Genomic DNA, 21,731 nt, shown 5'->3' with positions numbered 1-21,731 from the left:
GTCAATTGCTATCAATGTTACCTACACTGACTTGATACAGGGCTGGAAAGGCTGGTTTTCAAGGACTCAGGACAGACCTCATGCAGATACTGGAACAACAAAAAGTACCTGCGCCGCAGGCCCCGGCAGCGCCGCGCAAGGGGTGGCGGCCGCAGTTCAACTTGCTGCGCTGGTTCTCCCTGGCCAGTTTTTTCATCATCGCCGTGGTGGCGCTGGGGCTGGGTTACATCTCCACGCGCTTCGTGGTCGATGAAAGTATCGAGCGCGATTCGATGCTGACCGCGCAGTTCATCCAGGCCATCGGCGAGGCCGAAATCCGTCATGCCGGAATTTCGCCGGACAGAACCATGGGCGAAATGCTCGATCCGCGACTGGATCATGCCTATGCCGACGTCCGCCCCGAATCCCGGGCCGCCGCACGGGCCGAGTTTCTCGACCATGTGGAGCATCTGCCGGACATCCTGCTGGCGACTGTGTACGCCCAGGACCGCACCGTGGTCTGGTCGACCAACTCCGAGTTGATCGGCGTGCGCATCGAGGACGACAATGAACTGGATGAATCCTTCGAAATGAAATCGCCGGTGTCCACCAGTTACCACCAGATCGATGAAGAGCGTCCCGAGCAGCGCCTGCTGCACGAACCGGAATACCTGTTCGTCGAGAACTACATTCCGATGTTCAACGCCGATAAAAGCAAAGTGATTGCCATGGTGGAGATCTACAAGGAACCGGTGGACCTGGTGGGACGCATCCAGCGTGGCTTCAAGGCGATCTGGCTGGCGACCCTGATTGGCGGGGCGGCGATCTACCTGGGGTTGTTCTGGATCGTGCGGCGTGCGGCGATGCTGTTGCAAAGCCAGCAAAAACAGCTGATCGCCAACGAAACCTTTGTCGCCCTGGGGGAAATGTCCTCGGCGGTCGCCCACAGCTTGCGCAATCCACTGGCCAACATCCGTTCCAGCGCCGAACTGGCCCAGGACATCGCCAGCCAGCCGGCGCAGAAAAACATTGGCGACATCATCAATCAGGTCGACCGCATGTCGCGTTGGGTCCGGGAGTTGCTGGTGTCGTTGCGGCCGATGAATGACGACTTTGAAGCGGTCGACCTGGTGCTCGCCATCGACGACACCCTGAGTGCCTTTGAGTCCCTGATCAAGCGTTCGAACGTCGAAGTGCGTTTCGCTCCCGCCAGCGTGCCACCGGTCGTCAGCCACCAGGTGCTACTGACGCAAATACTCAATAGCCTGTTTGCCAACGCACTGGAAGCCATGCCCAAGGGGGGCATGCTGACGATCGAGATCGACTCCCCGGTGCCCGGCTACTTGAGCATGATCCTGACCGACACCGGCAAGGGCATGTCCAAACAACAACAGCAAATGGTCTTCAAGCCGTTTTTCACCACCAAACAAGGTGGATTGGGTGTGGGCCTGGCCCTGGTCAAAAGAATAATGGAGCGGTTTGACGGCTCGGTCGATCTGACCAGCCGGGAGCAGGAAGGAACCCGTGTTTGTCTCAATTTCAAAGTGGCAACGGGAGGGGTATATGGAGCACAGCATTCTGCTGGTCGAGGATGACGAGATCCTCGCCGAGAATATTCAGACTTACCTGGAGCGCAAGGACTTCGAGGTGACCGTCTGCCACTCGGCTGAAGATGCACTGGAGCAATTGGGTTCTTTCGCACCTGACGTGGTACTGACCGACAACTCGTTGCCGGGCATGAGTGGTCACGACCTGATCCAGAAGCTGCGCATCAGCGCGCCGGATCTGAAAGTGATCATGATGACCGGTTACGGCAACGTCGAAGACGCCGTGGTGGCAATGAAAGAGGGCGCCTTTCACTACGTCACCAAACCGGTGGCCCTGCCGGAACTCAAGCTGCTGCTGGACAAGGCCCTGGCGACCGACCGCATGGAGCGCACGCTGTCCTTCTACCAGGAGCGTGAGGCCCAGAAGTCAGGGGTGCAGGCACTGATTGGCGAGTCGGCACCGATGGTGTATCTCAAGGGCACCATCAGCCAGTTGCTCGACGCCGAACGGCGGATGGCCAACAGCGATCTGCCGCCGGTCCTGGTGGAAGGCGAGACCGGTACCGGCAAGGAACTGGTGGCCCGGGCATTGCACTTCGACGGCCCGCGCAGCAAAGGCCCGTTCATTGAATTCAACTGCGCTTCGATCCCGTCCAACCTGGTGGAATCAGAGCTGTTCGGCCACGAGAAGGGTGCCTTCACCGACGCCAAGGACCGTCGCATGGGGCTGGTGGAAGCGGCCGATGGCGGCACGCTGTTCCTCGATGAAATCGGTGAAATGGACCTGCTGTTGCAAGCCAAGCTTCTCAAGTTGTTGGAAGACCGGACCATTCGCCGGGTCGGCTCGGTGAAGGAGCGCAAGGTCGATCTGCGGGTGATCAGCGCCACCAACTGCAATCTCGAACAGATGGTCCAGCAAGGCAAATTCCGCCGCGACCTGTTTTTCCGCCTGCGCATCATTTCAATCAAGGTACCGCGCCTGTATGCCCGTGGCGCCGATATCCTGCTGCTGGCCCGGCACTTCCTGGGGCTGCACGGCAAACGCTACGGCAAGCCGAACCTGTATTTCAGCAACCAGGCCGAAGAGTTGCTGCTCAGCTACAGCTGGCCAGGCAACGTACGCGAATTGCGCAACATGCTGGAGCAAACCGTATTGCTGGCGCAAAGCGACACCATCGCCGCCCATCAATTGAACGTCTGTCTGAGCCTGGTGGATGAGCCACCGATGTTTCAGCACGAGCCGCAGCATTTCAGCGAACAGCGTCCGTCCTACAACGGCGGCGAATCCATGAACCTGCCGGAAGTGGAGCGCGACATGGTACGCAAGATGCTCGACAAGACTGACTGGAATGTCACCAAATCGGCACGCCTGTTGGGGCTTAGCCGTGACATGTTGCGCTACCGGATCGAAAAGCTCGGCCTCGCCCGCCCGGACAAACGCCAGTGGTAATCACTGCAGCACCGGGCCCTGTCTCAGGCAGGACAGCATGCAGTCGGGATTCTCGACTTCCTGGTTCACGTAGACGCCACGCTCCGGATCGTAGGAGCGGATAAACACCCGGACCGTGGCATCGGCCACGGTTGGCAGGCGCGAGTCGGTAAACACATGCTGGCTTGAAACCGGAATGAAATCCCCGGGCGCGGTCGGGATGTATGAGCCCGGCGGGATGATGTTCATGGACGGTGGTGAGGGGTGGGCGAAGGGTTGGTCGGCGCCGTAATAGTTGAATTCACTGCTGTAGTCAGTAGTGTTTGGAAAGTCGTCGGCGCGGGCAGCAGCGGACAGGCTCAGGCAGAAGGCGAGCAAAAGCGTCAGGTCGGTCTTTTTCATGGCAACACCTGCTAAATCGGTTTAACCACATTTCTTCCAAGGTCATTAACTATAGCTCGCACCGGGAGCGGCCGTCGGCGCTGCGCGGATTACAAGTTCGCAACATCTGTCAGGATGGGCTTGATCTAGACTCCGGCCGGTCAATTCGACGAACCGAACCCTGGAGCGTGCAATGGAACTGCCGACAAAAGAACAAGCCATCGCCAGCAACCGCGAGGCCTGGAATGACTCCGCCCGTCACCACAAAGACTCCAGCGAATGGCAAGCCTTGTTGAAGGGTGTGGAACAGGCGGATTTTTCCTGCCTGGATGACACCCTGACCGCCTTGCTGGCCCAGACCGGTGTCGACGGCAAGGAGGTGCTGCAACTGGGCTGCAACAACGGCCGCGAAAGCCTGTCGCTGTTTGCCCTGGGTGCGCGCAACGTGGTGGGCGTCGACCAGTCCGGTGCATTTCTCGAGCAGGCACGGGAACTGGCTTCCCGCTCGCCCCATGCGCCGCAATTCATCGAGGCGGACATTCACCACTTGCCTGCGCCACTGCAGGAGCGCTTCGACCTGGCGCTGATCACCATCGGGGTCTTGAACTGGATGCCGGACATCGGCGAATTCTTCCGCCATGTGGCGCGTACGCTGAAACCGGGGGGCGCACTGGTGGTGTACGAAACCCACCCGTTCCTGGAAATGTTCGACCCCGAGGCCGCCGACCCTTTTCGCCCGAGCAGTTCATACTTCCGTCGCGAACCCTTCGTGCAGCACGAACCGATCGTCTACGAGGGCAAGGTCGAACAGCCGGCCGCGCCGTCCTACTGGTTCGCCCACACCCTGGGCGACCTCTTCGGCGCCGCCATTGCCGCAGGCCTGCAGATCCGTCACTTCAAGGAATACCCGCACTCCAACCGCGAAGAACTGTATGACCGCTATCAGCAGCAGGCGGCGCAGTTGCCGTTGTGTTTTACCTGGGTGGTGGTGAAGCCAGTGACATAACGCGCGGAATCAAATCAGAGATTTGAGTGATTGACCGTGTGCCCTGGCTGCGCGCAGAGATCTATGCCCAGGGCATGAATGACCTTCAGGACCGTATCAAAACGTGGTTTTGCTCCGGGCGCGAAGGCTTTGTAGAGGCTTTCGCGACCCATTCCCGAGTCTTTGGCAATCTGTGTCATGCCACGGGCTTTCACCACATAGCCGATAGCGCGAAGAAACTCCTCGTTGTCACCGTCTGCCAGTACCTGAGACAGGTACTCGCTAATGGCTTCATCACTGTCGAGCAGTGCCGCCATGTCGAAATTCGTCAAAGTCTGGCTCATGGTCAAACCTCCTTTGCCATTTTTTTTGCTCGTTTGATATCGGCGGTTTGAGATGACTTGTCACCCCCGGCCAGCAAGACAATGACGACACCGCCTCGCATCGTGAAGTAAACCCGGTATCCGGCACCCACGTCCACGCGCATTTCAGAAACGCCATCACCGACCGGTTTGTTATCGCCGAGATTACCCGCAGATGCTCGGTCAATGCGACGAGCGATAGCTAGCTTGGCCCGCAAATCGCGAACTGAGGCGTGCCATGCTGCGAAAGTAGTGGTTTGCTGGACAAGATAATTCATTGCTCGAATGTATCCAAGTGGATACATATGAACAGTCAGGCATTTCCGCGATCAGGTGGTTTTTTTCTGAGGAAGATGTAGGCGACCCCATCGCGAGCAAGCCCGCTCCCACACTGGATTTATGAACGACACAGATCAAATGTGGGAGCGGGCTTGCTCGCGAATGGGGCGACACAGTAAAGCGGATAATCCCGGAATCAAGCCTGCGCCTGCGCCTGCGTCACCACCGGCCGCCCCGGTTTGCGCAGCGGATCCAGGCGTGAGCCGCTGTAGCGGGTTTCGCGGAAGAAACGCCAGCGGCCGAACAGGCCGTAGACGTGGGTGACGCGGCCCTGTTCCTGGTAGCCCATGCGGATGTGCAGTTTCAGCGCCGGGATGTTGTGGGTCTCGCAGACGTCCACCACCTTGTTGCAGCCTTGCAGCGCCATGGCTTCCCAGAGGGCCACCTGGACATCCACGGACAGGCGGGTGCCGAAGTAGGCGCGGGTCATTTCGCCACCGAATTCGAAGAACTCGCCTTCCTTGACCGGGAACCAGCAGCCGTAATAGTGACGGTCGAAATAGTCCCGGGTGCTGCCCCAGATGAAGCCGATCGCATGGCCTTCGTCATCCAGGTACATATGCCCGGTATGACCTTCGGCGGCGAGCTCGGCCATGGTCCCGACGCGGTCGCCGAAGTGCTTGGCAAACGCCGTGGCGTTCTGCGGGGTGATGGTCACCTGGCGCACGGGAGAATAGGGCCGCAACTTGTGCGGCGGTACCGGGCTGACCAGGTCGCGCTCCATCCACAGCAACTCCCAGTGGAAGAACACATAGCGCTTCCACAGCGTACTGAACGTGCGACCCAGGCCCTTGCGCTTGATGTGTTCGTGAAGCTTGTCGAGTACGCTCATGAATCCCTCCTTTAACCGAGGATTGGTGGTGTGTGGTGAAGGCAGTGATGGGTATAGATCACTAATGGCAATTGCATGGCCATGTCCTTGCCATCAATGTATTTCAAGTTGTGTTTCAGTCTTGACACGGTTTTCAGGCGTCAAAAAGCTGCTCGTCCCGGACGTATTCGCGAGGAAAACAGCCGATTGAAAGGTGTACAACCTGTGGGAGCGGGCTTGCTCGCGAAGGCGCAGTGTCAGGCGACATCATGGGTGCCTGAACTGACGCCTTCGCGAGCAAGCCCGCTCCCACAGGGGGTCGGTGTTACTCCAGAGCGGTATAGGCCACCCGCGGCACACCCGGCAAACGCTGTTCCAGCAACGCACTCAAGGACTCCCCCGGTTCCAGGTAGGCATCACCGAAGTCGGCGCCGAGGCGGTTCGGGTGGGCGACGATTTCCAGCAGTCCGTCGGGCGGCGGCGTGCCGTTGCGCAGATCCACCGGGGTACACACGTAGTTGGCGGTGGCGCCGGCCAGGTGGCTCAGGCGACGGTTGAGCAGGTCCTTGAACACGCGCTTGGGCAGGCTGAGGTTTTGCCCCAGGTTGCGCGCCAGACGCACGGGCACCCCCTGGCGGGCGGCGAAGCGCGCGACGATCTCGCCGATCGGCCAGATGTTGTGCACGTGTTGATGGGAGTCCAGGTGACTGGGGCGCAAGCCGTTGTCCAGGCAGCGTTGCCACTGCGCTTCGAGTTCTTCGAGTACGGCGTGGCGATCCCGGCGCCCGAGCCAGAGGCGGGTGCGGCGCAGGTTGAGGTCGAACACGCCGGCGCCGTCGCAAAAGGTCGGGCGCTGCACAATGCTCTGGCTCAACGGGCGGCCGTAGGTCAGGTTGAAGTGCAGGCCGATGCGACCTTCGAGCAACGGGTGCCGGGCCAGGACGCAGGCCGCTTCGAACGCCGGCATGTTGGCCATGGCGGTGGCGGAGCTGATGAGGCCGGCCTGGAACGCGCCGAGGATCACCGCGTTTTCGCAGGCGCTGAGGCCGAAGTCGTCAGCGTTGACTATCACTTGCCGAGGCATGTTCACCCTCCTTGAAATTTTCCGTAGGCGCAGGCGTTTTTACAGCCGGTGTCGCGACAGGCGCCGGGGTGGCGACTGCAGCCGCTGCGCGTCGGGCACGCCATTGCTGCAATCGGGGTTTGAAGCGTTGCCAGACCCGCAAGGCCAGTCCCAGCACCAGACCGCTCGGGCGCCAGGAGTAAAAACTCCAGCGCCAGTGTTCCAGTTGCCCGGTCATGCGTTCGTGCAGTTGATGGCTGGAATTTTCCAGACTGACCCGTGATGCATCGATCCACTGCCAGTGGTCTTCCAGGCCCCAGCGAATCCACTCTTCGAGCAGCACCCGGCCGCTGCCCAGGTCGGCATATTGCGGCAGGAACGCCAGGTTGTAGTCGTACAGCCGACCCTGTTCCAGCAAGCCGAGGCGATAGCTGATGCAGCGCCCCTCAAGTTCCAGCACCACCACGCGCACCAGGCCGTGGGCGGCCAGTGCGGTGAAGGCGCGGTCCATCCACTGGCGATGGCGTGCATCGGAAAAGATCCCGACCCCTTCATCGCCTTTCCAGCTCACGGCTTCGACTTCAGCGATTTCCTGCAGCAGCGGCCCCATGGTCAGCGCGTCCGGGGTAATCCGCCGTACCCGGGCGCCACAGGCGGCGATGCGTTTGCGTGCGCGGCGCAGCTTGTAGCGCGGATCGCCGGAGACTTCCTGGTGGTCGGCCTCGCTGATCAGATGCACCGGCACTCGACAGCTCAGGCGTTGTTCGGCGGTCGAGCTCTGCGCCTGCCACGGTGCCAGGGTCTGGGCCGAGGCACCGGCCAGTTCATTCAATTGCAGCAGGGCATTGGGCAGGCGCTGGCGGATCTGCGTCAGCGCCTTGCCAAAAGCGTCGCCGTCCAGCCTGGTCAGCAGCGCGAGACGGTCGGCGAGGGGGTAACCCAAATGATGCAGGACCCGAAAGGGCACACGCGCAAAGCGCTCCACGGACGCCACCAGCGGCAGGCACAGCGCCAGTTCGTCACCCTGCCAGCCGAGCAGCACGTGCAACCGCTCGCCGGGTTTGAGTGCCTGTTCCGATGCACATAGCCAGGCCAGGGTGTTGAACGGCGTGTGGTCCGTCACGCACTGGCGCAACGCTTCGTAAGCCGCCGCGGGAAAGTCGTGGGTGCACAACGACGTGTGCCATTCGAATCGTAGCGTCATGGGATCACGTCGCCTCGGCGGTGGCAGGTTCACGCACCGGTTTGCGCAAGGTTTCCAGGCGCGAGCCGGTGTAGCGTGTTTCGCGGAAGAAGCGCCAGCGGCCAAACAGTTCGTAGACGTTGGTGATCCGTCCCTGTTCGCTGTAGCCGGTGCGTATATGCAGCTTGAGTGCCGGGATGTTGTGCCACTCGCACACGTCCACCACCTTGTTGCAGCCCTGGGCGTGCATGGCTTTCCACAGCTCGGTTTGCAGGTCCATCGACAGCCGGGTGCCCCAGTAGGCCCTGGCCAGCTCGCCACCGAACTCGAAGAATTCCCCTGGCTGCACCGGGAACCAGCAACCGTAGTAGTGCTTGTCGTGATAGTTGCGGGCGGCCCCCCAGATGAACGCCACCGCGTCACCCTTGTCGTCCAGGTGCATTTGCCCGGTGTAGCCCTCGCGGGCCAGTTCGGCCATGGTCTCGACCCGGTCGCCGAAGTGACGGGTGAAGGCCACGGCGTTCTCCGGGGTGATGCTCGCGACCCGCAGCGGCGGGTAGGCCTTGAGTTTGTGCGGTGGCACCGGGCTGACCAGGTCCCGCTCCATCCACAGCAGTTCCTGGTGGGAAAACACGTAGTGCTTCCAGGCTTTTTTCAGGGTGGCGCTCAGGCCTCTTTGCTTGATGTGTTCGCTGAGTTTGTGCATTGCACTCATGTTGTTGGCTCCTGACGGGATTGCCCGTAAGTGGAGGGATTCCTGCGCGCGGCGAAATGCCGACACGGCCAAGCACAAGCGGGGCGGTCATGAGGCAATCCAGCTGAGGGCGAACAGGGTTTGCCCGGGCAGCTCGAAGCTCACGCGACCGTCCCGGCAGTTGAAGGGCGCGTCGCGGCTGCGATTGTCGGCACCGAAGTAACGCAGGGCGCCCTTGCCCAGCGGGCAGGCCACACCGCTGAGGTCGACACGCTGCAAACGCGTGCCCTTGTTCACCCCCAGCAGCGTGCGCTTGAGGTCGTCGGCCATGGCCAGCGCATCGACTTCGAAGGCATCGTTGTCCAGGCGCACCACCTGGCTCAGCCAGTGTTGCCGGATGAACTGCTGGGCCAGGCCGACGGGTTTGAGTTCGAAACGATCATCGCCGAGCACCCGCAGCATGCCCTTGGGGTACTCGGGCTCGTCCGCGGCCTGGAACCAGCCGAGCATGTCGAGCAGGCCGTCCTGGGACGCGTTGATCACCACCGAGGCCCACCACAGCGAGGCGTAGTGGGTTTCCTGATCGTAAGGGCTGAGGCTGGCACCGCTGGACATGTTGGTCTGGTCGAGCAACAAGGCCTTGCGCGGCCGCCCCTGAGCGTCGAGCCCCACCAGTTCGGCGGCACGGCGCACGCTGTCGCGGTAGACACGGGTCGCGAGCAGGTCGCGGATCATCCATTCGTGCCAGGCCAGGGCGTCAACCTGCTCGCCGTTGTCCTTGAGCAGGCGCCGGGCCCAATCGATGCCGCGCCGCTCGCCGGCGTGTTCAGACAGCGGCCCGTTGATAAAACGCGAGCTGGCCGGTATGGCGATGCGCACACCGGCCCTGGCATTGTCGGGGTTGTCGCGTACCTGCCGGGCCATGCTGTCGAACTGGGTCTGGAAACTGGCGTAGTCCGGGTAATTGAGGTTCGGCTCGTCGGCAAAACCGATGTAGTGCGTGCCTTTGCCGCCCAGGGCACGGGTCGCGGCCAGCCAGGCCTCGAGGCCGCCATGGCTGGTGCTGTCGGCGCGCAGTTCGGCCTGGCGCTGGCTGCCGGCCAACAGGGTGATGTCCTTCGTGATGCCGAACCGCTCCTGGTACAGGCGACGGAACGCGTCTTCGTAGTGCGGCCGCGTGGCCATGATGTCGACGAGGCTGTAGTAGGTCGCCGCCTGCGGTTTGAGCGCATCGAGCACGGCAAAGCTGGCGGGTGGGGGCATCACGTAGGGCAGGGCGATGCCCAGGTCCGGGGTGTTGCCGAGCAGCTCCTTGTGCAGGGTCAACCGGGTCCGGCCATCGTCCTCGCGCAGCGGCTTGAGCTGTTGCGGATTCTGCGCGAACAGATTGGCCGTGCCATCGAGCCAGAATGCCGCCTTGCCACTGCCTTGCAGGCGCAGGCGCCAAACCTGATCGCTGTCGGCGACCGGCAGCTCGGCCTGGTCGAATTGCCAATAGGCGCGGTAGGGCTTGAGGGGCAACGTCAGTTGCTTGCCGTCGCCCACGCGCTGGGCTTGCAGGGCTTGGACGCCATCGTGGAATTTACCGGCGAGGACGGCGTGCTCCCCGGCCGCGACCTTGAAATACAGCTCGTCGCCATCACGGGTTTCCGCGCTGAAATGCACCTTGGCGGGTGCGAACAGCGCCACCGTGCGCTCATCGTGTTCCACGCGGTAGCGGCGGAAGCTGTAGCCCGGAATCTCCAGGCGATAACTGCTGGCACCCGGTGTCAGTGGCCAGCGCTGGCTGCCCTGGGTTTCGGCGGCGGCAATCGCCCGTTCGCCCGCAAGCCGGCCCTGGCCATCGAGCAGATACAGATGTTCTTCGTTGGCCCCGGCCTGCCACGCCGGCACCCATTGCACGCTCAGGGTGTCGGGGCTATCCGTTTGCAGGTACAGGCTGCCGTCGCGGATATCGGCCCAGCGCATCGGCCCGGCATAGACGTCGACGCTCAGGCCAAGGCTCACCAGCAGCGCGAAATACTTCATGCCGACTTCCGTTGCAGCACCAGCAGCATCGGCGCGATATCGCTGGGCAGGATGATCAGGGTTTGCCAGAGCGGCACCTGGCTCAGGCGGCAATACATCACCAGCAGGGCGACCGTCACTGCCAGGTAGGCGATGGACGAGGCCGCCGCCGCACCGACGATGCCATAGGCCGGGATCAGCACCAGGTTCAGCGCCAGGTTGAGCAGGGCACCGAGGCCCATCAACAACGAAATCGAACCCGGGCGATTCTTGCCCAGCAAGTCCAGGCGCAGGATGCTCGCGTAGCACAGCCCGAGCAGGCCCGGCAGCAGGGCGAGCAATGCCGGATAGGCCGGTTGGTAGGCCACGCCGAACAGCGTGACGATCAGCCATTCACCGATCAGCGCCATGCTCAGGCAGGCGCCGAGCATCACCGTGGCTGTCAGGCGCAAGGCCAGCGGCGTGACTTTGTCGATGCCTTCCTCCTGTTGCAGCAGACGTTTCATCAGCGGCGTGGTCACCGCTTCCGGGACAATCAGCAACAACTCGGCGGCGGCGCTGGCCATGGCGTAGTGACCCAGCGCGGTGCTGCCGAGCAGGGCGCCGATGAACAGGTAGTCGGAGCGCAGGATCACTTGCTGGAACAGCAGGTCCGGATGGCTGCGGGCGCTGTAGCGCAGCAGTTCGTTCTGGCTGGCGCGGTCCCATTGCAGGGTCAGTGGCTGGTTGCGCTTGAGCCACACCCAACCGACCAGCACCACCAGGCTGATGCCCGCCAGCCAACTGATCAGCGCCGCTTCCAGCGCCGCGCTTTGCCACATCCAGAACAAGGCGAGGAACAGCAACAGCGGCGCCAGCGATTCGATCAGGCGCAAGGCATTGAAGGCGACCACGCCGCCCGAGGCGTTGTGCAAGGTCAGCAAACCGCTTTTGAGCACCGTCAGCGGCACCGCCAGCAGCAACAGCCAGGCGAGCAGGCCCAATTGCGTGGTGATGTCCAGCTCACTGCCGAACTCGCGGGTCAGCGCCACCACCAGCAGGGTCAGCAACGCTGCCAGCAGGCAACCGAACACCAGCACCTGGCTGAGCAGCAAGCCCATCGGTCGTTGTTTGGCCGCCTGATAACCCACCGCGGAGTTCAAGCCGCCGCTGGTGGCCGCGCTGATCAGGTCGGGCAGGGTGCTGAGCAAGGCAAACAGGCCGCGCTCGCTGGGGCCGAGAATCCGCGCCAGCAGCACGTTGCGCAGCAGGCGCAAGGCGATCATCGCCAGTTTGGTGCCCATGCTCAGGGCCAGATGCTTGAGGTAGTGGCTGCGACTCATGGACGTGCCCCACGGTAGATGCGCCAGGACAGCAGCTCGGGATTGCGTGCGGTACGCTGGCTGACGCCGAAGCGCGGCAGGGCCAGCGGATCTTCGGCCCCGCGAAAAAGGCCGGTGGCGGTGCCCAGGGCAAATGGGAAGCCTTGCCTGGCCACCTGTTGGCGCACCCGTGCATCGTTGTCGCCATTGGGGTAGCAATAGACCGGCAGCGGCCGGTTGCAACCGTGCAGCAGCGCGTCGCGACTGCGGCTCAGTTCTTCGTCCAGGCGTTGATCGTCGAGACCGGTGAGGATCGCGTGGCTGGCACCGTGGGGGCCGAAGCGCACCAGGCCGGACGCTTCGAGCGTACGCACCTGCTGCCAGTCCAGCGCCTGGGGCAACGACTCCTGCGGGCAGTCGTCGGTCAGGCGATGGAGGTCCGGCGGCGCCAGGGTCTTGAGGCTCTGCAGGAAACTCAGCAACGCCAGGCTGCGGCGCTGCTCGTCCGGGTCATCGCACAGTGTCGGCAGCGGACGCCCCGCGAGCTGCAAGCGTTCGATCAGGTGCCGGCGTGCCTGTTCGCCATGGCTGTTCCACAAGGTTTCGCCGATGCTTTCCCACCAGAACCGCTGGCGGCTGCCGATGAAATCGGTGGACAGGAAAATGCTCGCCGGCACCTGGTATTCCCGCAGCAACGGGAAGGCATTCATCGCGTTGTCGCGCCAGCCGTCGTCGAAGGTCAGGGTCACTTTCGGCCGTTCCGAGCGTGGCGTGCCGGGTTGCAGGATGTCCATCAGCGGCACGCAGTCGAAGTGTTTCTTCAACCACAGCAGCAGGTGTTCAAACGCCTTTGGCCCGACGCACAGTTCATTGCGATGGGGCAATGCGGCGGCCCGGTCGCTGGCCAGCACCCGGTGCAGCATCAGGATCACCCCGGCGCCGTGCAGTTGATTGCGCCCGACCGGGGAATTGAGGTACAGCCAGCCACTGGTGCGTTTTAACAATTGCTTGATCGCCATGGCACGCGCCTCTTATCGATTTTGCTCGGGGTTCCATTGGGCGTAACGCTGACCGCGCAGGAACTGCCACAGGCCAATGCTCATCCCGGCAAGGGTCACCAGAAGGAACGCGGCGAGGCGAAAGGGTTTGGGCAAGCGGTGTTGCGAATCCAGCAGGCCGGCAATGGCCACCGTGTAGCCGAGCAGTTGCGCGATCAGGCTCAAGCGATAGAAGCCGTGGTCTTCCCACAGCCAGAAATTGCTCAGCAGCAACGGCAGCAACAGGATCGGCGCCAGTCGCCGGATCAGCTTGTGGCTGATCAGGGCAATCGCATACAGGCCGTGGGTCAGCGGATTGAGCAGCGCGCGGCGCTGGGCCAGGCTTTGCAGGCCACCGACCGTGACCCGCTGACGGCGGCGGAACTGCTTGTCGGCTTCGTCCACGCCCTGGTCGATCACCTGGGCCTGGGGCACGTAGACAATCTTTTTGAAGGCCGCCGGGGCGCAGGTGCTGATAAAGAAGTCGTCGTTGACCTCCGCCGGCACGTTCTGGAACAACTCGCGGCGCAGGGCAAGCAAGGCGCCGTCGGCGGAGACCATGCAACCGGTGCGATTTTCCACGTAGCGCAGCCAGCCTTCGTAATGTCGATACAGGCTGTCGCCAATGCTCAGGCCCTTGCCGGTCACCGGGATCACCATGTGCCCGGCGCAGCCACCGACCTGCGGGTCGTTGAGCGGTGCGAGCAGATGGCCGAGGGTGTCGCTGGACCATTGGTTGTCGGCGTCGGTGAACACCAGGATCTCGCCGCTGCTGATCGCGACCCCGGCATTGAGCGTCGCCGCCTTGCCCTGGCGGGGCAGGTCGAGCACGCTGATGCGCGGATCATCGACCCTGCGGGCGCAGGCCACGGTGTCGTCGGTCGAACCGTCACTGGCGAGGATGATGTGCAGCGAGCGGGCCTGGTAATCCTGGGCCAGCACGGTGCGCAGTTTTTCCTCGATATGCCGCGCCTCGTTATGTGCGGCAATCACGATGCTCACGTCCATCGGTTGCGCCGGCCCATGACGCGGTGCCCGATAAAAGGGTGCCAGCAACGTCAGTAACAGGGGATAGCCGAGGTAGGCGTAGACCGGCAGCAACAGGCACAACCAGAAAATGAATTCAGCCACGGGCGGGCCTCCTGGCATTCCAATGACAAAGGCTGAGGATGAATCCGGCGCCCGCCAGGTGCAGGCGCACCCAGTGCAGGCCCCAGAGTTGCAGGGTCAGGCGCATGTCGTGGTGTTTGGCACTCTGACGCAGGCTCAGGCCCAGGGCGGGCAGGACAGTCAACAACAGCATCAGCAGCGCATGGTGGGGGAAGCCGTCGAACAGGGCGGAAATGGCCAGGAAGTCGATCCCCCAGGCGGCCATCGACAGCAGCGGAAAACGCAGCAGGCGCAGGCTCGGGCCGTGGGTGCGCAGCAGTTGCAGATGACTGCCCTGGCGCCACAGCTCCTTGCCCATCCATTCGCGCCAACTGCCTTCGTAGCCCCAGTGCAGCGCCACGCTCCGGTTCACCGAGCGCAGCTTGGCGCCCGCATCGGCCAGGCGCATGGTCAGTTCCTTGTCCTCGCCGGTGCGCAGTTGTTCATTGAAACCGCCAACCTTGTCGAACCAGCGACGGCGCATCAGCAGGTTGGAACTGGGCAGCCATTGCACGACATGCAACGGCTGCGAATCGGGGTGCAAGGTGCGGCGCTGCCAGGCATCGGCGTACCACGGCGCTTCGGCCGGGGTGTGCAGGTCAAGCCCCATGACATCGGCCTGGCCGGCGGATTCGAGGTCGAACAGCAGCTTGAACCAGTTCTCCGGCATCTCGATGTCGGCATCGATGAAGGCCAGCCATTCACCCCGGGCGATCGCCGCACCGCGATTGCGCAATGCGCCGATGAGCAGGCCGGGCAGGACCAGTACCTGGGCGCCGAACTGCCGGGCGATGTGCGGGCCCTGGTCGTCGGAGCCGTTGTCGACCACGATCAACTCGCATTCCACCTTGGCCGCATCGGCGGCATGTTGTGCCGCGAACAGGGTCCGGGCGATGTGCCGGGCTTCGTTGTACATCGGGATGACGATACTGATGCGGTTCATGCCCTGACCTCCGTCAACGGGGCTTCTTCGGCTTTGGTGCGCAGCACGCTGGTCAACGCGAGCATGATCCACAGGTACTTGTGGTTCGGCGCGCTGAGGAACATCAGGAACAAGGTCAACGACAGAAAACTCATGCTCAGGTGGGTCATCACGTCGGCTCGCGCTGCGTCCCCGCGCACCAGCCAGGCTCGGCGGGCGCGAATCAGGTTGTACAAGCCCAGGGCGAGCATGCCGACGAACATCAGGCCGGCGGGAATCCCCAGTTCACTGAAGATTTCCAGGTAGGTGTTGTGGGCGCGCCGGTAAAGGTCTTGCGTCTCGCCCTTGATGGAAAAGGCCTTGGCGTAACCGGTGGTGGCGTAATGCAGCGGGAAGGTGCCGGGGCCGGTGCCGAGCAAGGGGTTCTCGGCGATCATCGCGCTGCCGACCACAATGTAGGAGGCGCGACGGCCCAGGGACGGGTCCTGGCTCTTGGCCCCGGAACTGAGGATGCTCAGCGACTGGATACGCGCCACGTAACCGGCCGGCATCGCATACAACCCCAGCGGAATCACAATCGCCAGGCCGAGCATGGCAAAGCCCAGGTGGCGCGGGCGAATGCGTGGCAATTGCGCACGGTAATGCCACGCACCGATCAACAGGCTGAGGAACAACACCACCAGCCCCGAACGGGAATCGGTCCTGGTCATGCCGCCCAGCAACAGGAGGGTGCAGCCCCCCCAGAACAACCGCTGCAACAGGTTCGGGCTGCGCACCACCAGCAACAGTGCCATGGGCACGGCGAAGGCGATCATCAGGGCGAAGTTGTTCGGGTCCTTGAGCAAGCCGGACGCCCGGCCGGCGTCCTGGTATTTGGTGGAGAACATGGCCATGGCGCAGGTCACCGCGACACTGATGGCGACCAGCCGGGCGAACATGTCGAGGTTCAACTCACGCCCGACCAGCAGGGTGATGACAAACAGAATCAGGCCGACGCTCAATTCGCGCAGATGGCCCAGGGAGATGCCCATGTCGTCGGTGTTCAACAGACTGAGCAGGTACAGCAGCATGAATCCGACCAGCAAGTGCCAGACATTGCTGCGCAGGCGATCGGCCGGCAGTTGCCGAATCGCCAGTTGCAGCATCAGGACCAGCGCCAGCGAGGCCCCGAGGAATTTGGAGCCCGATAACGCGTTGTCCTTGAACAGCCCCTCGAACGGCAGGATGGCGACAATGCCCAGCAGGCCCCAGGTCGGCTTGCGGTACAGCACCGCGACACCCGCCAGGCCCAGCACCGCGCCCGGCGCCAGATACGGATAAGGGCTGGCCAGCAGACCGAGGCAGACCAGGCCGAGCAAACTGACGATCGAGAGCGGAAAAATCACGCGCGTGCCTCCCGTGCAGTGCGGATGTAAAGCTGCGACCAGCGTTCGGCCAGGGCCTTGAGGTCGTAGCGATCCCGTTGCGTACGTTTTGCGTTGTCGATCAACTCGCCGGCCAGTGCCGGGTCCCGCACCAGCGTGCCGATCTGGCGGGAGAGGGCGGCGCTGTCGGTGGGCGCGGCAAGCAGGCCGTTGTGGCGGTCCTGCAGGACATCGGGAATCCCGCCGACGCCAAAGGCCACCACCGGCACGCCGGCCTGCATCGCTTCGAGCAGAATCATCGGCGTGCCTTCGGTGCGCGAGCTGATCACCAGCGCATCGAGTTGCCGCCACCAGGCGCGCATGTCGGTCTGGTAGCCCGGCAACGTGATGCGTGCCTGCATGCCGGCCTCGTCGATGCGCGCCTGCAGGCTTTCCCGCTCCGGCCCGTCGCCGAGCATCACCGCATCCAGTTGCGGATACTGCTGACACAACGGGATCAGCGCATCGAGAAACAGGTCAGGGCCTTTTTCACTGCTCAGGCGCCCGACGTAACCGGCCAGCCAGCGTTGACGTGCGCCGCTGTGCGGCAGCAGGTCGTTGGCCGCCGGCAGTCCGTTGGGGATCACCTGCAACTTGTCCGTGCGCACGTTGGCCTGGCGATGCAGCGCCGCAATGCTTTCGGCGACACACACCACCCGGTCGACCGAAGCCGTGCGGCACAGTTGCAGGCTCAGCCAGGTGTAGAACTTCTGCTTGCGGCTGCGCGGGGTGAAGCCGTGCTGAGTGATCACCAGCGGCAGGCGCAACAGCGTGGCGCCGACCCAGCCGAACAGCAGGCCCTTGAAGTTGTGCGTATTGATCAATGGCCGTAGGTCCCGACGCTGACGCAAATGCCCCAGCAACGCGCCCAGGCCCGCACACCCCAGGCAATCGACACCGGCCTGGCGAAAGCGCGCGATCAGCTCTGGCGGCGCATCGAGAAACAGCACCTGGTGCTGCCCCGGCGTCGCCAGGCAATGGTCCAGCAGCATCCGCTCGGCGCCATAGAAACCGCCGCTGCTGAGCAAATGAATGATCGGCAGGTCGCGGGTGGAGCCGAGCGCCGCGTTCAATTGCGCACCCAATGCACGAGGGCCGGAACGCTCCAGTTCCTGTGCGGATTGTTCGGCAGGGTACTTTGGTCGTTGAGCACCAGCAGCACCGGCAAGCCCAGTTCATGGGTGATTTGCGCAGGGTGCTTGAAGCGGTGGTCGAAGAACTCACGCACGTAGACCAGGGCAATCGCCAGCAGCAGACCGGTGAACAGCCCGAACGGAATGATCAGCAGCGGTTTGGGGAACGCCGCTTCAGTCGGTTCGAACGGCGGGCTGAGCACCCGGGCGTTGGACAGGTCGTTGTCCAGCGCGCGCGCGGTGCTGCTTTCGGCGAAGCGCTGGGCATAGGTGGAGAACGCCGCATGCAGCGCATCGATCTCGGTGTCCATCTGCCGCAGCTTGCTCTGGGTTTCCTGCAACTGGTGGATGCGGTTCTTGAACTCGGCAATGCGCGCGGTTTTCTGGTCGATGACCGAACTGATCGTCGCCAGGTCGCTGGTACGCTCCTGGATCCGGTTGCTGACAATCTTCAGGAATTGCCCTCGGGTGCGGGTGATTTGCTCACGCGCCAGCTGCATCGGTTCGCTGCCGGGCTGAAAGATCGCCAGGTCGCTCATGTAGCGGCTGACCAGGGTCGTCAGTTGCTCACCCAGTTGCTTGATCTCGCGGTCTTCGAAAGCGACGTTGTCGACCGTGGTGGTGAAGGTGTAGGGGAAGGTGTAGTCGTTGAACCTGGCATTGTTGGCAGTGGCCAGGTTGGTTTTCAGGTAATCGAGCCAGCGCTGGCTTTGCAGCAACCGGTCCTGATACAGGTTGAGCGCCTGCTCCTCGGTGTTGATCGCGTTGAGGCGGAAGGTGATTTCTTCCTTGGGATCGGACGAGCCGATGCTTTCGAGCAAGCCCAGGCGATTGGCTTCCAGGCCATCGAGACGTACCTGGTACTGCAACTTCTTGGTTTCGTAGAAGCTCTGCGGCAGGTCGATCGATTGCATTTCCTGGCGACTGACCAGGTAGTTCTGCAGCAGGGCGGCGACGAACCGGGTGCCCTGGGCCGGGTCAGGGAAGCTGTAGACAATCGAGATCACGTTGGAGCCCGGCAAGGTTTCCACCTTGAGGGCGTCGGACGCTTCCTGGGTGAGCACATCGAGCACGGTGTCGCGCACCGGATCGGTCTGCAGCCCCAACATGCTGCGAAACGGGTTGATCACGTGCTCGCGAACGGGATTGCTGACAAAGCGTTTGAACGGCTGCACCAGCACTTTGTTGAGGACGCTCACGGGCGGTGTGTACTCACCCTTTTCGCGCAACTGGCCGATGGTCTGGCGGATCAAGGCCGGCGAACGCAGGATATTGCTTTCGGTCTCCATGTCCGCCAGCGACGGCGGAATGAAGGACGCGTTCTCCTGGTTGAGGGTGCTGGTGGCATCCCCCTGGGAGATTTTCTTGGACTGCACGATCACCTGGGCGGTGATATCGAAACTCTGCTTGAGCATCAGCGGCAAGACCACGGCGATCACTGCAAAGACCAGGAACACTCGTTTCACCAATTGCTTGTTGGCGAAGAAGATCCTGAAGAACTCATGCAGGTAGTTTTCCTTTGGATTCATGGCGGTCACCTGAGAGTTAGTTGTTGCTGTCTTTGTTGTCGATGCGATAGCTGAAGCTCAGGCCCACGCCCTGGAACAACACCACGTCCGCCAGTTGCCGGGCGAGTTCGCCGGCGCTGGCCAGTTTGGTCTTGGGCACGTACAGCATGTCGTCGGCCTGCAGGTAGGCGATCTGCGAGGCATCGCCGGACAAGGCTTTCTCCACGTCATAACGATGCGCGACCACCTGGTTGCCGTTGCGTCGCATGATCATCACCGAGTCCAGGCGCGCCTTGACGTTGGAGCCGCGTGCCATGGTCAGGGCCTCAAGCACCGACACCGGGCGGCGGATCGGGTAGGAGCCCGGCTGGCCGACTTCACCCAGCACAAAGATCTCGTTGCCGGCGGTGGACTTGAGCAGCACGTCCACGGTCATGCGCCCCGGCAAGGTGGCGTAGCGTTTATTGAGGAAGGCCTCCAGTTGGTTGACGGTCATGCCTTGCAGCGGCACGGCGCCGATTTCCGGGAAGCTGGCGTAGCCGTCGGTGCCCACGGTGATTTCCCGGCTCATGCCGGTGCCGGGGTGGTTGAGCACGGACTTGAGGTTCTGTTCATTGGTCAGCGGGCTCACCAGGTTCACCGACAGTTGATTGCGGTTGGGCTGGAACAGCTGTTTGCGGTCGTAGGCGCGCTGAATCGCTTCGCGTGCCTGATCGCGGGTCAGCCCCTCGATTTTCACCGAGGTGTTGGCCCCTGGCAGTTCGATGGTGCCATCGGGCAGCACCAGCTGGTTGCCGTTGAGCTGGCTGGCGGCGGTGAAGTTCAGCGAGATCATGTCCCCGGACTGCACGCGATAGGCGTCCGAACCACTGGTGCTGATGTGGAAGATCACGTCCAGGACATCTTGTGGCCGCAGGGTCTGTTCGACCTTGGGCACGTCGGTGGCCTGGGCGTTGGCCGGCGGGGCCGTGAGAATTTGCACCGGCATGCTTTGGGATTGGTCGGAGGAGGTGCTGGAGCAACCTGCAAGCGGCAGCAACAGCAGGACAAGCATCTTGGCGTTCATGGCGTCATCCTTATCTGGTTGCTCACAGGTTTTTGTACAGCCACTTGGGCATGTAGTACTTGCGTCGGTTGAACACGCTGCCGACCAGTTTCGCGCCGGCCTGGCTCAGGCGCTGGGCCGCGGCCTGGGCCACTTCCCAGCGGGTGTCTTCAGAGCGCACGACCATGACCACGCCGTCCGCCTGGGTGCTGATGGCCAGGGTGTCGGAATCCGAATACACGGCATCGCCGTCGATCACCACGAACCGGTACTGACTGCCGAGTTGATCGAGCAGCGGGCCCAGGCGTTCAGGTGTCATGTGTTCGTTGCCCCGGGACTGGCGGCCGAGCGGCAGGACGTGGAACGGCAGGCTGGACACGTTCACCACACAGTCCTGCAACAAGGGCGGGTTCTGGGTGTTGAACAGCAAGTCGTGAAACCCTCGTTCCCTGGTCAGCCCCAACTGTTGCGTGAGGTTGGTCGCCGACTGGCTGGCGTCCACCAGCAGCACCAGGCCGCTGCTCATCTGCGCCAGTTGGCTGGCCAGCGCCAGGGCGCTGGTGGTGGTGCCCGCGCCGGGGTTGGCGGCGGTCAGGAACAGGATCCGCAGGTCCTGATCCAGCACGGTCGATGTCAGGTTGGACTCGCTCGGGCTGGCAATGCTGAGGCTTTTAGCAGTTGAACCGTCCATTTAACTCGCTCCGTGGCCGCTGAATACTTTGAAAGGGGTTTTCAACAGAATCTTCAAATCAAGCAGCAGGCTCTGTTGGGCGATGTAACGCAGATCCAGCTCGACGCGCTGGTCGAAGTCGATATTGCTGCGCCCGGAGATCTGCCACAGGCCGGTCATGCCGGGGTAGATGCTCAGGCGAACGAGGTGATTGTCCTTGTAGCGATAGGCGTTGAACGAAGTGGGCCGGGGGCCGACAAGACGCATGTCGCCGCTCACGACGTTGAACAGGTTTGGCAGCTCGTCGAGACTGGTGCGCCGCAGAAAGCCGCCGATGCCGGTGATGCGCGGGTCCTTGTCGATCTTGAAATCGATGGCGTCGGCGCCGTGCTTGTTCAGGTGCCGCAGGGACTCCTTGAGCTCCTCGGCGTTGATGACCATGGTGCGGAACTTGTACATGCCGAACAGGCGGCCGCGGTAACCGGTGCGTTTCTGCACGAACATCACCGGCCCCGGGCTCGTGCATTTGATGGCCAGCGCCAGGCCCAGCAGCACCGGCGCAATCAGCACCAGGATCAGCAGCGCACCGCAGCTGGCCAACACGCGGTTGGTGCGCGACAGGGTCCAGGGTCGGCCACCGTCGCGACCGGTAATCCAGCCACGTCCCTGCATGTGAATGGCTGCGTCCATGCGCATGCGGTGCTCGGGGTCCATGCGCTTGTCTCTGCGCATTGTGTCCAGGGGCACACTTTTCTCATGACCAGTCATAATTCCTCCGCAAAG

General features: G+C 62.7%; 21 protein-coding genes. 3 read left to right on the top strand and 18 right to left on the bottom strand.

The window, feature by feature from the left end; genetic code table 11:
* Positions 1–80: 80 nt before the first annotated feature.
* Positions 81–1,574 carry a sensor histidine kinase gene (locus ACEN83_RS19355; protein WP_116581598.1) on the top strand — a complete coding sequence of 498 codons (1,494 nt, stop codon included), beginning with the start codon at positions 81–83 and terminating at the stop codon, positions 1,572–1,574.
* The gene (locus tag ACEN83_RS19350) at positions 1,543–2,976 is read left to right on the top strand and encodes a sigma-54-dependent transcriptional regulator (protein ID WP_007973797.1); all 1,434 of its coding nucleotides are present in this window, start codon (positions 1,543–1,545) and stop codon (positions 2,974–2,976) included. Before ACEN83_RS19355 ends, ACEN83_RS19350 begins: the two co-directional genes overlap by 32 nt.
* Here the strand turns inward: ACEN83_RS19350 and ACEN83_RS19345 are convergent, their stop codons facing one another.
* Positions 2,977–3,357 carry a hypothetical protein gene (locus ACEN83_RS19345; protein ID WP_495578113.1) on the bottom strand — a complete coding sequence of 127 codons (381 nt, stop codon included), beginning with the start codon at positions 3,355–3,357 and terminating at the stop codon, positions 2,977–2,979. It abuts the gene before it with no gap.
* Positions 3,358–3,529: 172 nt separating this feature from the next.
* Here ACEN83_RS19345 and ACEN83_RS19340 point away from each other — a divergent pair, with 172 nt between their 5' ends.
* On the top strand, positions 3,530–4,342 hold the full coding sequence (locus ACEN83_RS19340; protein ID WP_116581599.1) for a class I SAM-dependent methyltransferase: 813 nt from the start codon (positions 3,530–3,532) through the stop codon (positions 4,340–4,342).
* A 14-nt stretch (positions 4,343–4,356) separates the two neighbouring features.
* On the opposite strand, the gene ACEN83_RS19335 is transcribed toward ACEN83_RS19340, so the two are convergent.
* The 17 genes from ACEN83_RS19335 to ACEN83_RS19255 form a co-directional block, all read right to left on the bottom strand.
* Positions 4,357–4,665, bottom strand: a complete 309-nt coding sequence (locus ACEN83_RS19335; protein WP_007973802.1) for an addiction module antidote protein — start codon at positions 4,663–4,665, stop codon at positions 4,357–4,359.
* 2 nt (positions 4,666–4,667) lie between these two features.
* Positions 4,668–4,961 (bottom strand): type II toxin-antitoxin system RelE/ParE family toxin, encoded by a 294-nt coding sequence (locus ACEN83_RS19330; RefSeq protein WP_015094529.1) that lies wholly within the window; start codon positions 4,959–4,961, stop codon positions 4,668–4,670.
* Positions 4,962–5,158: 197 nt separating this feature from the next.
* On the bottom strand, positions 5,159–5,854 hold the full coding sequence (locus ACEN83_RS19325; RefSeq protein ID WP_218480357.1) for a GNAT family N-acetyltransferase: 696 nt from the start codon (positions 5,852–5,854) through the stop codon (positions 5,159–5,161).
* 304 nt (positions 5,855–6,158) lie between these two features.
* Positions 6,159–6,917, bottom strand: a complete 759-nt coding sequence (locus ACEN83_RS19320) for a ChbG/HpnK family deacetylase (RefSeq protein WP_495578112.1) — start codon at positions 6,915–6,917, stop codon at positions 6,159–6,161.
* Positions 6,889–8,100 (bottom strand): GNAT family N-acetyltransferase, encoded by a 1,212-nt coding sequence (locus tag ACEN83_RS19315; RefSeq protein WP_495578111.1) that lies wholly within the window; start codon positions 8,098–8,100, stop codon positions 6,889–6,891. The genes ACEN83_RS19320 and ACEN83_RS19315 overlap by 29 nt, the downstream gene beginning before the upstream one ends.
* 4 nt (positions 8,101–8,104) lie before the next feature.
* Positions 8,105–8,794: a GNAT family N-acetyltransferase gene (locus tag ACEN83_RS19310; protein ID WP_116581604.1), complete on the bottom strand. Its 690-nt coding sequence runs from the start codon at positions 8,792–8,794 to the stop codon at positions 8,105–8,107.
* 87 nt (positions 8,795–8,881) lie between these two features.
* Complete coding sequence (locus tag ACEN83_RS19305; protein WP_495578110.1) at positions 8,882–10,801, bottom strand: hypothetical protein; 1,920 nt, start codon at positions 10,799–10,801, stop codon at positions 8,882–8,884.
* A complete protein-coding gene (locus ACEN83_RS19300; protein WP_007973813.1) occupies positions 10,798–12,102 on the bottom strand; it encodes a lipopolysaccharide biosynthesis protein in 1,305 nt (434 codons plus the stop codon). The genes ACEN83_RS19305 and ACEN83_RS19300 overlap by 4 nt, the downstream gene beginning before the upstream one ends.
* Positions 12,099–13,100, bottom strand: a complete 1,002-nt coding sequence (locus ACEN83_RS19295) for a polysaccharide deacetylase family protein (protein WP_495578109.1) — start codon at positions 13,098–13,100, stop codon at positions 12,099–12,101. Before ACEN83_RS19295 ends, ACEN83_RS19300 begins: the two co-directional genes overlap by 4 nt.
* 12 nt (positions 13,101–13,112) lie before the next feature.
* On the bottom strand, positions 13,113–14,249 hold the full coding sequence (locus ACEN83_RS19290; protein WP_495578108.1) for a glycosyltransferase: 1,137 nt from the start codon (positions 14,247–14,249) through the stop codon (positions 13,113–13,115).
* On the bottom strand, positions 14,242–15,210 hold the full coding sequence (locus tag ACEN83_RS19285; RefSeq protein WP_495578107.1) for a glycosyltransferase family 2 protein: 969 nt from the start codon (positions 15,208–15,210) through the stop codon (positions 14,242–14,244). The genes ACEN83_RS19290 and ACEN83_RS19285 overlap by 8 nt, the downstream gene beginning before the upstream one ends.
* Complete coding sequence (locus ACEN83_RS19280) at positions 15,207–16,574, bottom strand: O-antigen ligase family protein (protein ID WP_495578106.1); 1,368 nt, start codon at positions 16,572–16,574, stop codon at positions 15,207–15,209. The genes ACEN83_RS19285 and ACEN83_RS19280 overlap by 4 nt, the downstream gene beginning before the upstream one ends.
* On the bottom strand, positions 16,571–17,665 hold the full coding sequence (locus tag ACEN83_RS19275) for a glycosyltransferase family 4 protein (RefSeq protein ID WP_495578105.1): 1,095 nt from the start codon (positions 17,663–17,665) through the stop codon (positions 16,571–16,573). Before ACEN83_RS19275 ends, ACEN83_RS19280 begins: the two co-directional genes overlap by 4 nt.
* Positions 17,662–19,254, bottom strand: a complete 1,593-nt coding sequence (locus ACEN83_RS19270; RefSeq protein ID WP_495578104.1) for a GumC family protein — start codon at positions 19,252–19,254, stop codon at positions 17,662–17,664. The genes ACEN83_RS19275 and ACEN83_RS19270 overlap by 4 nt, the downstream gene beginning before the upstream one ends.
* A 16-nt stretch (positions 19,255–19,270) precedes the next feature.
* Positions 19,271–20,299: a polysaccharide biosynthesis/export family protein gene (locus ACEN83_RS19265; RefSeq protein ID WP_116581611.1), complete on the bottom strand. Its 1,029-nt coding sequence runs from the start codon at positions 20,297–20,299 to the stop codon at positions 19,271–19,273.
* A 22-nt stretch (positions 20,300–20,321) separates the two neighbouring features.
* Positions 20,322–20,969 (bottom strand): CpsD/CapB family tyrosine-protein kinase, encoded by a 648-nt coding sequence (locus tag ACEN83_RS19260; RefSeq protein ID WP_495578103.1) that lies wholly within the window; start codon positions 20,967–20,969, stop codon positions 20,322–20,324.
* Positions 20,970–21,716, bottom strand: a complete 747-nt coding sequence (locus ACEN83_RS19255; RefSeq protein ID WP_495578102.1) for a sugar transferase — start codon at positions 21,714–21,716, stop codon at positions 20,970–20,972.
* Between the last annotated feature and the right edge of the window lie 15 nt (positions 21,717–21,731).

This window comes from Pseudomonas sp. Pseusp49 (genome assembly GCF_059491875.1).
Note: the sequence above shows the minus strand (reverse complement) of the source record. Positions and strands in the feature narration are given on the sequence as shown.